10 protein-coding genes, 1 tRNA gene and 1 rRNA gene (1 of these 12 only partly in view) are annotated in these 14,904 nt (G+C 43.6%); 1 reads left to right on the top strand and 11 read right to left on the bottom strand.

What is annotated here, in order from left to right:
• The 10 genes from IGI66_RS08050 to IGI66_RS08095 form a co-directional block, all read right to left on the bottom strand.
• Window positions 1–57 (bottom strand) — tRNA-Ala (locus IGI66_RS08050) (it extends 16 nt beyond the left edge of the window).
• A 97-nt stretch (window positions 58–154) separates the two neighbouring features.
• Window positions 155–1,713: ribosomal RNA gene (locus IGI66_RS08055) — 16S ribosomal RNA — on the bottom strand.
• A gap of 527 nt (window positions 1,714–2,240) precedes the next feature.
• Window positions 2,241–3,746: a HAMP domain-containing sensor histidine kinase gene (locus IGI66_RS08060; protein ID WP_010780582.1), complete on the bottom strand. Its 1,506-nt coding sequence runs from the start codon at window positions 3,744–3,746 to the stop codon at window positions 2,241–2,243.
• A complete protein-coding gene (locus IGI66_RS08065) occupies window positions 3,743–4,429 on the bottom strand; it encodes a response regulator transcription factor (RefSeq protein ID WP_010740068.1) in 687 nt (228 codons plus the stop codon). The genes IGI66_RS08060 and IGI66_RS08065 overlap by 4 nt, the downstream gene beginning before the upstream one ends.
• Before the next feature lie 108 nt (window positions 4,430–4,537).
• On the bottom strand, window positions 4,538–5,959 hold the full coding sequence (gndA, locus tag IGI66_RS08070) for an NADP-dependent phosphogluconate dehydrogenase (protein WP_010780581.1): 1,422 nt from the start codon (window positions 5,957–5,959) through the stop codon (window positions 4,538–4,540).
• A 460-nt stretch (window positions 5,960–6,419) separates the two neighbouring features.
• Window positions 6,420–6,599: a 50S ribosomal protein L32 gene (gene rpmF / locus IGI66_RS08075; protein ID WP_010740070.1), complete on the bottom strand. Its 180-nt coding sequence runs from the start codon at window positions 6,597–6,599 to the stop codon at window positions 6,420–6,422.
• Between the two features lie 58 nt (window positions 6,600–6,657).
• Window positions 6,658–7,212, bottom strand: a complete 555-nt coding sequence (locus tag IGI66_RS08080) for a YceD family protein (protein ID WP_438849286.1) — start codon at window positions 7,210–7,212, stop codon at window positions 6,658–6,660.
• Between the two features lie 561 nt (window positions 7,213–7,773).
• Window positions 7,774–9,558, bottom strand: a complete 1,785-nt coding sequence (gene pyk, locus IGI66_RS08085; RefSeq protein ID WP_010780579.1) for a pyruvate kinase — start codon at window positions 9,556–9,558, stop codon at window positions 7,774–7,776.
• A 61-nt stretch (window positions 9,559–9,619) separates the two neighbouring features.
• Window positions 9,620–10,582, bottom strand: a complete 963-nt coding sequence (gene pfkA / locus IGI66_RS08090; RefSeq protein WP_010780578.1) for a 6-phosphofructokinase — start codon at window positions 10,580–10,582, stop codon at window positions 9,620–9,622.
• Window positions 10,583–10,721: 139 nt separating this feature from the next.
• A complete protein-coding gene (locus tag IGI66_RS08095; RefSeq protein ID WP_438848418.1) occupies window positions 10,722–13,979 on the bottom strand; it encodes a DNA polymerase III subunit alpha in 3,258 nt (1,085 codons plus the stop codon).
• Window positions 13,980–14,224: 245 nt separating this feature from the next.
• On the opposite strand from IGI66_RS08095, the gene IGI66_RS08100 reads away from it, so the two are divergent.
• Window positions 14,225–14,404, top strand: a complete 180-nt coding sequence (locus IGI66_RS08100) for a YjzD family protein (protein WP_010780576.1) — start codon at window positions 14,225–14,227, stop codon at window positions 14,402–14,404.
• A gap of 167 nt (window positions 14,405–14,571) precedes the next feature.
• On the opposite strand, the gene IGI66_RS08105 is transcribed toward IGI66_RS08100, so the two are convergent.
• A complete protein-coding gene (locus IGI66_RS08105) occupies window positions 14,572–14,748 on the bottom strand; it encodes a hypothetical protein (protein ID WP_316406935.1) in 177 nt (58 codons plus the stop codon).
• Window positions 14,749–14,904 lie beyond the last annotated feature (156 nt).

Below are 14,904 nucleotides of genomic sequence, written 5' to 3' on the forward strand. Positions count from 1 at the left end.
CGAACCGCTGACCTCCTGCGTGCAAAGCAGGCGCTCTCCCAGCTGAGCTAAGGCCCCGATATAAAATTGAGAGTAGACCTCTCAAAACTGAACGAATAAAAAGCAAGCCTGTGTAGTTTCCGTAACGTTCATCTAAGATGAACTATTTCCTTAGAAAGGAGGTGATCCAGCCGCACCTTCCGATACGGCTACCTTGTTACGACTTCACCCCAATCATCTATCCCACCTTAGGCGGCTGGCTCCAAAAGGTTACCTCACCGACTTCGGGTGTTACAAACTCTCGTGGTGTGACGGGCGGTGTGTACAAGGCCCGGGAACGTATTCACCGCGGCGTGCTGATCCGCGATTACTAGCGATTCCGGCTTCATGTAGGCGAGTTGCAGCCTACAATCCGAACTGAGAGAAGCTTTAAGAGATTAGCTTAGCCTCGCGACTTCGCGACTCGTTGTACTTCCCATTGTAGCACGTGTGTAGCCCAGGTCATAAGGGGCATGATGATTTGACGTCATCCCCACCTTCCTCCGGTTTGTCACCGGCAGTCTCGCTAGAGTGCCCAACTAAATGATGGCAACTAACAATAAGGGTTGCGCTCGTTGCGGGACTTAACCCAACATCTCACGACACGAGCTGACGACAACCATGCACCACCTGTCACTTTGCCCCCGAAGGGGAAGCTCTATCTCTAGAGTGGTCAAAGGATGTCAAGACCTGGTAAGGTTCTTCGCGTTGCTTCGAATTAAACCACATGCTCCACCGCTTGTGCGGGCCCCCGTCAATTCCTTTGAGTTTCAACCTTGCGGTCGTACTCCCCAGGCGGAGTGCTTAATGCGTTAGCTGCAGCACTGAAGGGCGGAAACCCTCCAACACTTAGCACTCATCGTTTACGGCGTGGACTACCAGGGTATCTAATCCTGTTTGCTCCCCACGCTTTCGAGCCTCAGCGTCAGTTACAGACCAGAGAGCCGCCTTCGCCACTGGTGTTCCTCCATATATCTACGCATTTCACCGCTACACATGGAATTCCACTCTCCTCTTCTGCACTCAAGTTTCCCAGTTTCCAATGACCCTCCCCGGTTGAGCCGGGGGCTTTCACATCAGACTTAAGAAACCGCCTGCGCTCGCTTTACGCCCAATAAATCCGGACAACGCTTGCCACCTACGTATTACCGCGGCTGCTGGCACGTAGTTAGCCGTGGCTTTCTGGTTAGATACCGTCAAGGGATGAACATTTTACTCTCATCCTTGTTCTTCTCTAACAACAGAGTTTTACGATCCGAAAACCTTCTTCACTCACGCGGCGTTGCTCGGTCAGACTTTCGTCCATTGCCGAAGATTCCCTACTGCTGCCTCCCGTAGGAGTTTGGGCCGTGTCTCAGTCCCAATGTGGCCGATCACCCTCTCAGGTCGGCTATGCATCGTTGCCTTGGTGAGCCGTTACCTCACCAACTAGCTAATGCACCGCGGGTCCATCCATCAGTGACGCAAAAGCGCCTTTCAAATAGAAACCATGCGGTTTCTATTGTTATACGGTATTAGCACCTGTTTCCAAGTGTTATCCCCTTCTGATGGGCAGGTTACCCACGTGTTACTCACCCGTTCGCCACTCCTTTTCTTTCGGTGGAGCAAGCTCCGGTGAAAGAAAAAGCGTTCGACTTGCATGTATTAGGCACGCCGCCAGCGTTCGTCCTGAGCCAGGATCAAACTCTCATATAAAGTGTTTGAAACAATCTTGCGATTGTTAAGCTCAATTTAATAATTGACTTGCTAGCATATTGCTTGCTATGTTGTTTGCTTCTATAGAATAGAAGCGCCCTACACATTTGGTTTGTTTTATTCGTTCAGTTTTCAAAGGTCTACGTTGTTTGTCGCTTTGTTTCAGCAACTTTTATATCATATCAGGTTTTTATTTAAAAGTCAACAACTTTTATTTAAAAACTTTTTGATAAAAAAACAAATTTGCTTCGCATTTCGTTCAAGCGACTTTATAAAAATACCACAAGATTTTCCATCCGTCAACAATTATTTCTAACTTTTTTCGAGATGTTTTTATCTCTTGGGAACATTTAATAATATAGCAATCTTCAACCATTAATGCAACTATTTTTTGTGATTTTTTTCAATCTTTTTTATTTTTCGAACGTTCATTTGAAACTCCAAAATAACGTTCGATTTTAAAACAAAAATAACGCTATCTTATCTTGAATTCCTTTGCAACTTTCGCATAAAAAAACAGCCAAGTATTACTCGGCTGTTTTTTCTTCCATCATTGGGATAAAAATTCTAAAAATAGTTCCCTTACCAACTGAACTTTCGACACTGATACTTCCTTTGTAGCTCTCTAAAAGTTTATGGGCGATTGACAGTCCCAGGCCATTCCCGCCTTTGGTCCGCGCGCGTGCTTTATCGACACGATAAAAACGGTTAAAGACTTTATCAATGTCCTCGTCAGGAATTCCTTCACCGAAATCTTGTATCGCGATTTCAAACTTGTTTAGAGTAGATGAAACAGAAAGATGAACTTCTTTTCGATCTGTGGAGTATTTTACAGCGTTGTCTAGAATGATAATCATGATTTGCTCCAAATGATTGCGGTAAATCTTGAGTATCTTCTCACCATCTAGATCGTCGTCCAAGGTAAATGTAAATTCAGGATACAGTAATTTGAAGTTATTGAATACTTGGTTCGTCACTTCTTTTGCTTTCGACGTTTCGTTTCCATAATAGACATCGACTTGTTCTGCCCGAGACAGGTCAAGCATCTCCTGCACAAGACTCTTCATACGAACCAGTTCTTGTAAGCTGGCTTGGATCGATTCATCCAAAATTTCCGGATCGTCTTTGCCCCAACGGTTCAGCATATTCAAATGGCCTTCGATGACTGCCACAGGTGTCCTCAATTCATGAGAGACGTCCTCAACAAATTGTTCCTGCTGCTCGATGTACATGCGGATGCGATCAATCACATCGTTGAAAATCACCGCCAGATCAGATAACTCATCATTGGTTGTAATTTCAGGCACATGCACCTCGGCTTGAGGGTCTTGTCGAATGATTTCCATGGTGTCTCGTAAAATCTTCACAGGTTTTAAGAAATAGGAAGATAACAGGAACCCTAAAAAGCTGCTCAACAATAGCGAAACGATCTCCAGGACAATCAGCGTCAGCAGCAGTTTGCTGCGCATCTCGTAAAAATCAGACAGCTCATAAAAGACTTGAGCATAACCAATCTTTTCCCGAGTCTTTTTAGAATAAATCGGCTCTACAGATAAAAAGCCGTTCTTTTCATCCACGGTAACGATCGTAGGCGCCTTGTGCTTCGTTTGAACTAAGGGCTGGTAATCCTTTTGTGTTTTAAAGATCAGTTTCTTATCTAAATTGTAGATATCCAGAGACAATTGACGCTGACCGAGTTCAGAAATAAAGTCATCAATGCGCATCATGTTGCCTTCTAATGTCATGTTTTGATCGTACATCGCATTGTCTTGCGCGTCTGTTTCCGTCAATGTCCGATACGTATTGACAAGTGTCAGCTCTTCATCCGCATTTGCCAGACGAGAAGTCACTTCAGAGATCGTTCGCTCGACGTTGGTTCTTTCTTTAGTGACGATCAAATTCACGGAGGATTTATACGTGATCACAGCGAAGATCGTAAAAACGACGAATATAAAGAAAGAACTTGTAAAGGCCCACTTGATGGTGAGTGAGGGCCCCTTCAGTTCTCTTTGTTTCTTGATAAATTTTCTCATGAGCGCATAACGTAACCAGTACCACGGACGGTTTGAATATAGCTGTCTTCGCCTGGTACATCAATTTTATTCCGCAAGTAACGAATGTATACATCCACTACGTTGGTTTCTACTTCTGTTTCGTAACCCCAAACTTTGTTAAGTAAAACATCCCGGGCAAGAACAACGTTGACATTTTCCATAAGCGTCAATAGCAATTCGTATTCACGTTTGGTCAATTCAATGATTTCATTTCCGCGACGTACGACACGATTTTCTTTTTCGATCGTTAAGTCACGATAAGTGATCGTCGTTTGTTTAGCAACATTCTTATCGCCTTCGATATCAATTCGACGAAGCAACGCACGTAAACGCGCCAATAATTCTTCGATCGCAAAAGGTTTGACGATATAGTCGTCGGCACCGTGATCTAATCCAGAAACGCGGTCGATCACAGAGTCACGGGCTGTCATCATGATGATCGGTGTGTTTTTCACCTGACGAACACGGCGGCAAACTTCCAGACCATTCAATTCAGGAAGCATCAAGTCAAGTAAGATTGCATCCCAGTCACTTTCTAAAGCGGCTTCGAGTCCTGTTCTACCATTATAATGAACTTCTGTATCATAGCCTTCGTGTTTCAATTCTAGTTCGACAAAACGAGCTAGATTTTTCTCATCTTCAATGATCAGAATATTACTCATTTTTTTAGTTCCTTTCCAAGTTGAATTTCATTAAACCTCTATTATTATAGGGCTAAACCTGTCAAAAAGCTATAGCTAGTTATCACTAAATGTTATAAATAACTTTTGCTATTCTTCGTGGTACCAACTATAGTGATAAATTCCTTCTTTATCCATCCGTTCATAGGTGTGGGCACCGAAGTAATCCCGTTGTGCTTGGATCAAGTTTGCTGGCAAACGTTCCGCACGGTAAGAATCATAATACGTAATGGCAGATGAGAATGTTGGTACAGGGACCCCTGCTTGAACAGCGATCGCCACAACTTCACGAACGGCTTGTTGGTATTTTTCAGTGATTTCTTTAAAGTAGTCATCGAGCATCAAGTTCGCAAGATCGGCATCTTTGTCGTAAGCATCTGTAATCTTTTGCAAGAAACGTGCACGAATGATACAGCCGGCACGCCAGATTTTCGCGATATCGCCGAATGGCAAATCCCAGTCGTATTCTTTTGATGCAACACGTAATTGAGAGAACCCTTGCGCATAGCTCATGATTTTACTGAAATACAAGGCTTCACGGATTTTTTCGATTAATTCTTTCTTATCGCCTTCGTATTTATAAGGAGCTGGTCCAGAAAGAACTTTGCTGGCTTCGACACGTTCTTCTTTATAGGCAGAAATGAAACGAGCAAAAACAGATTCTGTGATCAATGGCAGCGGCACACCTAAATCTAAGGCGCTTTGTGATGTCCATTTACCAGTACCTTTATTTCCTGCAGCATCTTTGATCATATCAACGATCGGCTCGTCGGATCCTTCATCGTCTTTGCGCGTCAAAATGTCCGCAGTGATCTCGATCAGATAGCTGTCTAGTTCCCCTTTGTTCCATTCTGAGAAAACTTCTGCCATCTCGTCAACAGAAAGACCTAGCAAATGTTTCATCAAATCATAGGATTCAGCGATCAATTGCATATCCCCGTATTCGATACCGTTGTGTACCATTTTTACATAATGGCCCGCACCGTTTTCACCGATATACGTAACACATGGTTCGCCATCTTCTGCTTTCGCAGCGATTTGTTCAAAGATCGGCGCAACCAAATCGTAGGCCTCTCTTTGTCCGCCCGGCATCATTGAAGGGCCTTCGAGTGCGCCTTTTTCCCCACCGGAAACGCCTGTACCGATGAAATTGATTCCTGAAGTCGACAATTCTTCATTCCGACGAATGGTGTCTTGGAAGAAGGTGTTCCCTCCGTCGATCAAAATATCGCCTTTATCTAAATGCGGCAACAACGATTGGATAGTTGCGTCGGTTGCTGGACCTGCTTGCACCATCAAAAGGATACGACGTGGTTTCTCGATCGCTTCTACAAACTCCTCGATTGAGAATGTTGCTTTTAAGTTACGGTCAGGGTGCTCTGCGACTACCGCTTCAGTTTTAGACCCAGTCCGGTTGAACAAAGCGACAGAATATCCGCGGCTTTCAATATTCAAGGCTAGATTTTTTCCCATCACGGCCATACCTACGACGCCGAATTGTTGTTTTGACATAGTTATCCTCCTAGTTCATGCTGTAATTCCCATTGGAAAAAATAAGAGTGATCCTCCCTATGGCTTCTCCACGAAAACTCACTGAATGATTCCACAGGTCAAATGCGCGACTATTCGAACAATTCATATAAACAGTGATTCCTTTATTGGAACTGTGTATAGTCAACTTATTTATTCAATACGTTTCTCATTATATCCTAAGAAAGTGAGAATGGAAAATGAATAGTGTTTTTTTGAGAAAAGCAAGCTTTATTTGTCTTTTTTCACCATGTTTTTCCAAGGCTTTAACGAAATTTGACAAGTCCGGCTTTTCACCCAGTAAAGACGGTGCGGATCAGAATGTCCAATGAGTGGACTGTTCTTTTCGCATCGCCTGCGCTTGACGCTTGAAAATCTAAGAAAAAAACCTCAAGACTCCATGGTTAGTCTTGAGGTTTTGACTTTCTCTATTAAAAAGTGCTTATGCTTCTTTAGACATAACATCTTTTCCATCATAGTAGCCGCAGTTGGCACATACGTGATGGCTCTTCTTCATTTCGCCACAGTTAGGACATTCGTTTAATCCTTTAATGGTCAATTTGTAGTGAGTACGACGTTTGTTCTTTTTAGCTTTTGATGTTTTTCTAGCTGGTACTGCCATTGGGTGTTACACCTCCTTATAAAATGAAGTATCATTAGTGATACATTTTATTCCAATCTTACTTGTCATCTTCTGATTCGTTGAACAGCTCAGATAATTTCGCAAGACGAGGATCAATTGTTTCAGCGACCTCTTCTTTTTTCTGTAAGTAGTCTTCTTCACTGACGACTTCCCAATCGTTTCCTTTCGGCAAATCAGTCGTGCGTAATTCTTTTTCAGAAAAAACTTGCATCGGAATCGCTAATAAAATGTTGTCTTCGATAGAATCGGTCAAGTCGATCGTATCCGTGTCTAGGACAAGGATCTCTTCATCCCGTTCTTCTTCCATAGAAGACCATTGCTCCCGTGTCATGAATACTTCGTCCACTGAAAGATCAAGTGGCAGATCAACTGGTTCCAAGGAGCGGGCTGAAGGAACAGTTACAACAGTTTTCAAACGATAATGTAAAATATATTCATTTTTTCCGACAGATAAGATTCCTTCTACAGCAACCGGAGCTACTGCTAAGACCTCGTTATCACGGGCTGTCAACGCCTCATTCACATCGATCGTTTCTGAAAAATTTAGTGCTTCTTCTTTATAGCGGCGCAATTCGCCAATCGACCATTTCATCATTCATCACCTCTAAGCAACAATCGATATTATACAGGTGGAAAAAACCTTTGTCAATGAAATTTTCTTGACACCCTTAAAAGCTTTATGAGCTTGGTCAGCTTTTGAGCATTAAGACTAAAATTTATAAAAATCGTTTCTCAGATTTATATAAATTTTCGCTTAATGTCGATAAAGCTAGCTCAGAAAGCTAGACACCTCGAAAGGCTGGACGAACTCGTTCAGATTTTGAGCAATAAGACTAAAATATTTTTAAATTGCTTTTCAAATTTCAAAATATTTTCGCTTATTGCTGAAAAATCTAGTTCGGGAAGCCAGACATACTTAAAAGCTTTGCCAGTTTTTCTTCACGCTTTAGCGTGATTAGAAAAATGGTATGCGTACGAAAATAAAAAGAATTTTACGTCAGAAAAATTCTCACCTTATTACTGAGCTAGCTAAGCTTATAGGTATCATAGAAATATCGACAATGCGCCATCCTCTGTATTCTTCATAGAAAAGGACTGTGACATAAACATGTCGCAGTCCCCACATTTCCTTTAAAAACAACGATCTAATGGTTTAGATAGCTGTAGTTTGTCCACGGTAAACGATACCGCGACGAGGGTCAACAGTGACTAATTCGCCGTCAACAACTGTTGAAGTTGCGTCTTTCGCACCCACAATCACAGGGATATCTTGAGCGATACCGACAACTGCAGCGTGCGAAGTCAAGCCGCCATCTTCAACGATCAATGCAGCAGCTTTTTCAATCGCTGGCATGTAGTCTTTGTCAGTTGTTGGTACAACTAAGACCATACCGTCTTTTGCATTTTTGATTGCTTCGTCAGCAGATTTTGCTACGACTGCATGGGCAACGACTGTTGATTCGCCGATTCCTTGTGCTTGTAACAATTTAGAACCGATCATTTGAACTTTCATAACGTTGGTTGTTCCACGTTCGCCAACTGGTACACCAGCAGTGATCAAGATCAAGTCGCCTTCTGATGCGAAACCTAAGTCAACAGCTTTTTGAGCAGCTAAGTCGAACATTTCGTCAGTTGTTGTTGGTTTTTCAGCAACTGTTGGGAAGACACCCCAGTTAACCATCAAGCTGCGTTTTGTATGTTCGTCGAATGTGACAGCCAAGATGTCAGCATCTGGACGGTATTTAGAGATCATACGAGCTGTGTGGCCTGATTCAGTAGCAGCAACGATTGTTTTAACGCCTAAGTTTTTCGCAGCGCGTGCAACAGATAAACCAATTGTTTCAGTCACATTTGATTTGTCAAATTCGTTGATTTGGAATGAACCTAGTTCTGACAAAGCAGCTTCTGCTTCCATGTCGATACGAGCCATTGTGCCAACAGCTTCAACTGGGTATTTACCATTTGCAGATTCACCAGAAAGCATTGTAGCGTCTGTTCCGTCAAATACAGCGTTGGCAACGTCAGATGCTTCCGCACGTGTTGGACGTGGGTTTTCTTGCATTGATTCTAACATTTGAGTGGCTGTAATAACCGGTTTGCCTGCATAGTTACATTTTTTGATGATGCGTTTTTGAACCATTGGTACTAATTCAGGAGCGATTTCAACACCCATGTCTCCACGAGCGATCATGATACCATCAGAAACTTTGATGATTTCATCGATGTTATCGATTCCTTCTTGTGATTCGATTTTAGGGAAGATATGCACGTGTGTCATATTTTTTTCTTCTAAAATTTCGCGAATATCAAGAACGTCTTGTGCTTTACGTACAAAACTTGCAGCGATGAAGTTGATGTCGTTATCCAAACCGAAACGGATATCGTCTGCATCTTTTTCAGTGATACCAGGTAAGTTGATTGAGATTCCAGGAGCGTTTACCCCTTTACGAGAACCTAGCATACCTGCATTTTTAACGACCATGATCAATTCACGGTTTGCATCGTCTTTGTCAACGATTTCCATGTCGATCAAGCCATCATCGAATAAGATGTGTCCGCCGATATGTGCATCGTCGAATAGGCCAGGGTAAGTAACAGCGATTTTTTCTTTTGTACCTTTCAATTCAGAATCCATTGAGATACGTGTTTTGTCGCCTACGTTAAATTCGATATATCCAGCACGACCATAGTCTGCTTCTGTTGTATCTTGAACAGTTGTACGGATTTCAGCACCTTTTGTATCTAAAAGAATACCAACGTCTTTACCAGTTTTTTCAATTGCTTCATGAACCATGTGCATACGTGATAATTGTTCTTCGTGATCTCCGTGTGAGAAGTTGAAACGGAACACGTTAGCACCAGCTTCAATTAATTCTGAGATTGTTTCAACCGTGTTGCTTGCTGGTCCTAATGTACTAACGATCTTCGTCTTTTTCATTACGTAATACGCTCCATTCTTGATTGTTTATAATATATAGCTTTCACTATTATTAACGAGATTAAAATGAGATTTCGTTGTTTAGATCATATAAAGAAAGATCTGGTTTGTGTTTTTTGTTTTCTAATGCGTCGACGATATCAGCAGCAACCACTTCATTGTCCTTGATACCAATACACAATCCGCCTTTGCCTTCTAAAAGCAAGTCAACAGCGTATGAACCAAATTTGCTTGCCAAGACACGGTCGCGTGCACTTGGAGCGCCGCCACGAACAACGTGACCTAATACACTGACACGTGTATGGAAGTCGCCGTATTCCGCTAATTTATCCGCGAATTCATTTCCGCCCATCACACCTTCAGCAAGGATGATCAAGCAATGTTTCTTCCCGCGGTCGCGGCCTGCTTGGATTTTCTTCGCGATTTTCGCCATGTCGAATTCGTGTTCTGGAATGACGATTTCGTCAGCACCACCAGCAACACCTGACCATAAAGCGATATCGCCTGCATTACGTCCCATAACCTCGATAACGAACGTACGAACGTGTGAAGTCGCTGTATCACGAATACGGTCGACAGATTCTAGCACGGTGTTGATCGCTGTATCGAACCCGACAGTAAAGTCTGTTCCTGGAATGTCATTATCGATCGTTCCTGGGATACCAACCGCTGGATAGCCGTGTTTTGTTAACGCCATCGCTCCGTGATAAGAACCGTCACCACCGACAACAACTAGGCCTTCGATACCGAATTTTTTTAATTGTTCGATCCCTTTTAATTGCCCTTCTTCTGTAGCAAATTCTGGGTAACGAGCTGAATATAAGAAAGTTCCGCCTCGTTGGATCTTATCGCCGACATCTGCAACGTCTAAACGACGGATATCACCAGCGACTAAACCGGCAAAACCATAATTGATGCCATAAACTTCCATGCCTTCAAAAATCGCTTTACGAACCACTGCACGAACAGCAGCGTTCATTCCGGGAGCGTCTCCTCCACTTGTTAAAATTCCAATGCGTTTCATTTTCTCACCTCATAAGTATTCTCAAAAAACATACATCGTGTAATTCATGGTACATTCTACCAAAAAACATCCCAAAAGTCTTGGGATGTCTATGGGAAAAGCGCGTATTTTGAAAAAAGTTTTTGAAAGTTACAAGAAATCATCTTATTACGACGTTTTGTTCCCCTAATATGTCACTTAAAGCATTTAAGAGGGTGTCATTAACCCCCACCCAAAACTTTTTATCCAGCACAATCTTCCGTTTGCTTTTTTCATAATAGATCACTACGGGCACTTTTCCGGGGGCCAATTGCAATCTTTCGGCAATTCCTTGTTGGATTTCAGGCGAATCTTGCTCCGCCTGCACTCTCAAATAGAGGGTCCGGTCGCTGATCGCATCTTCTGCCGTCTGTGCCAATACCAACTCTTCTACCAGCAGTTGAAGTGCCTGGTCATACCGGCTGCGTTCGACTTTGCCTTGCACATAATAGACCTTTTCCAGCTCTAGTTCGTTGCGGAGGCGTCGATAAGGTTGCGGAAAAATGGTCAAGGAGATTTCGCCGCTTTGGTCATTCCCTGTTAGAAATGCCATCTGCTCCCCTTTTTTGGTGCGGATCTCACGGATATCTTTTAAATAGAAGAGAATCTTTCCGTGATTTCCCACCGTGAGCTCCGTGATCGGCAGCAGATCCCTTTGTTTCAATAGTTTCGGGTAGTTTTCAGTCGGGTGACCGGAAACATACAACCCAAGGTATTGTTCCTCGTAATCCAGACGTTCTGCCAACGAGAAATCGTCGGAAGGACGCTCCTTCAAACTCATGACATCCAGCAAGGACATACTCCCGCCGCTGTATTGCACGTTTTGGATCTTGCCTTCTAGCCCATCTGCTAACTCTTTTCGATTGGCATGGAGTGCGTCAAAGGCGCCTACATAGATCAACGGGGCTACGTATTCATTCTTCAGCCAGCGGGTTTCGATTCGCAGCAGGAAATCATCCAGTGACTTGAAGGCTCCCTCTTCTTTCCGAGTGGTGATGACGTCGCTGACAAAATCCCGTCGCATGCCCTTGATGGCATCCAGCCCGAATCGGATCACGTCCTTTTCTACTAGAGTAAAGCTGTAGCTGCTGCGGTTGATGTCTGGCGGCAATAATTTGACCCCTGCTCGATTCGCTTCTGCGATATACTCCCGCAGCTTCTTAGGGTCGTTTCGCACCGACTGCATGAGCGCCGTGTAAAAAGCCCCCGGATAATGGACCTTCATGTAGGCCATTTGATAACCGATAAAGGAATACGCGACAGAATGCGAACGGTTGAAGCCGTAATTAGCAAAGCGCTCGATATAATCATAGACTTCTTCCGCACTTTTTTGACTGTGTCCGCGGGAAACGGCACCACTGACAAAATGACGTCTTTCTTCATCTAACAGGTCTTTTTTCTTCTTACTGACGGCACGACGCAAGATGTCGGCTTCCCCTAGAGTAAAGCCCGCCATCTGAGCCGCGACTTGCATGATCTGCTCTTGATAGACGATAAACCCGTAAGTCGGCGCCAAAATCTTTTCAACAGAAACATCTGGATACGTGACTTGTTCTCGTCCATTTTTTCGTGCAATGAATTGGTCGATGATTTGCATCGGTCCTGGTCGATACAATGCGTTGACCGCCACGATATCCTCAAAAGAGGTCGGATGGAGATTGCGCAACACTTTGCGGATACCAGCCGATTCAAATTGGAACACACCGCTAGTTTCTCCTCGTTGGAACAAGGCCAAAGTCTCCAGGTCGTCTAATGGGACATTTTTCAAATTCAATTCCTCACGGTAGACGCGTCGAATATTTTGCTGCGCATTGTCAATGATCGAGAGGTTTCGCAAACCTAAAAAATCCATTTTCAAAAGCCCGATCGCTTCAACGTCTGTCATGGTGAATTGTGTCAGCAGGATATCTTCAGACCCGTTTTGCAATGGCACGACGGACATCAAATTCACATCGCTGATCACGACTCCCCCTGCGTGCGTCGATACGTGTCGAGGCAAGCCCTCCAGCGTCAGAGCCGTTTGGAAAAGCAGGTCACTGCGTTCATCGCTGGCGACCAATCGTTTTAGCGGTTCGGATTTGTCATAGGCTTCTCGCAAGGTAATTTTCAACTGACTGGGAATGGCTTTGGACCAGCGATTGGCTTCACTTTGGGATAAGCCGAACACACGACCTACATCCCGCAGCACCATTTTCGCTGCCATCGTCCCAAATGTCGCGATTTGTGAGACATGGAAATGCCCATATTTTTCGTGGACGTAATGCAGCACTTGACTCCGGCGGTTATCAGGAATATCCAAATCGATATCCGGCATGCTATTTCGTTCGGGATTCAAAAAACGTTCAAACAATAGGTCATACTTGATCGGATCAACATCCGTGATGCTCAAGACGTATGCGACCAAGGAGCCTGCTGCTGATCCACGACCGGCACCCGACACGATTTTGCTGCGATGGACATAATCCATCACGTCCCAAACGATCAAGAAGTAGTCATCGAACCCCATATTATGGATGATGCCCAATTCACGGGTCAGACGTTGGCGATAGTCATCGGTGACGTCTGCGATTCGTTCCGGCAGCTTTTGCCAGCAAAGCTCTTGCAGATAGGCGTCTGCCGTCTGCTGTGTAGGGACCGGATAATGAGGCAATAATTTTTGATGCAGCGGCAACTCAAATTGACACTGCTCGACTAATTGCTGCGCATGCCTCACCGCTTCTTCCTCCTCGAAGCTGTCCGCCAGTGTCTGCATCTCCAGCAGATAATTGTCTCCGAGCTGATTGGTCAGTTCTTCCCGCGGAATTTGATTCCCGTTTTGAATATGATTCATGACCTTGATCGCAAAAGCTTGCGTCGTGTCCAAATAGGCAACTTCATGGATCGCGATTTTCGGCAAGCTTTTCGGCAGCGACGACAGGTTTGTGGCAGGCGAGATACCTAAATACCTTTTACCCTCGCCTATTTCCCCGAAGGCTGAAAAAACAGCGTCCATTGGATTAGATAATCCGTCAACGGGAAGAACGGTGATTAGATTTTCCCTGTTTAAGTTATATTCCTGCAAAGGTAACGGTTTTTCAGCCATCATACGCGTACTGGATAAACGCATCAATTCCTGATACCCAGCCACATTCTTGGCATAAAGCACCACGCGCTCCGTGGATTCCCCATAATAAAAATCCAATTCCAGCCCGATGATCCCTATCATTTGATTTTTTTGGCACGCTTGGAAAAACTCCACCGCACCGTATAACACATTTTCATCAGTGATCGCGACAGCAGTGTACCCGCGCGCTTTCGCTGACGCCACATAGTCGCTGATCGTTAACGTACTTTTCAATAAAGAATAGGAAGTTTTCGTATAAAGTTGTGGGATTTGCATGAGTTCCTCCTACTTCGTATTTGTGTCATTGCTTTCCCATAGTGCTAAGGAAAGGAGAACTGGTATTCTCTTTCTTCTGTCAGTCTATCATACTATACAATAGAACAATAACTGCTAGAATGGCTTTCTATACTTAAAAATAATCGTTCGCTTTTTTTCTAGTTTCTTTCATCAGTCTTTTCTTTACATTTTCAAAAAAAATGCTAAACTGAACCTAGAATTCCCTGCGAAAAGAGGTGCTCTGGATGAAATATTTAGTGACATTATTTTGGGCTTTCGCAATTGGACAAGCCGTTTGTTATTTAGGCGGCGCCTTGCAAAGCGGTTCTTATAACTTCGAATTATCTACGATTATTTCACTTATTGTCGGCGTGATCGCGCTTATCGCTGCGCGTTTTGTGTCTCCTAAAAAAAGCAATGCTTAAACAAAACCAGTTACTTTATTGTAACTGGTTTTTTGTTTATTTCAAATTTAGAGTTAGTGAAAGTTATAAGCGGTGTTTTTCTCTTACCCGCTCCATTGATAAGCTTGCTTTTCAGTTTAGAATGAAGCGACGCTGACATCATTCCTATAATGATGTGAACAAAGAACCTAACGATCTACTCGATACCACTGAAAACCTCTATACAAATTAATCCCTGCGACTATGAACCAAACAGCCGAAACCAATTGGTTATAGTGGAAATCCGTAAAAAACAGAAAAATCACACCGCCGATCCATTGGTAGCCGGATTTCCAAAAAAGATGGTACCACTTTTTTTTATTCATCTCTTCCCACTCCCATTTTGATACATCCAGAATTTTTATAGTCCTCAAGTTAAAGTATAGCACCCGCACACCCTCTTAGGATGCATCTCTAAAAATTAGCAGGTTTTGTCCATTTTTTACAAAAAAAGACTGCCCTAAATTGGACAGCCTCAGTAA

The sequence above is a fragment of the Enterococcus sp. AZ048 genome (assembly GCF_051715125.1).
Lineage (GTDB): Bacteria > Bacillota > Bacilli > Lactobacillales > Enterococcaceae > Enterococcus_A > Enterococcus_A gilvus.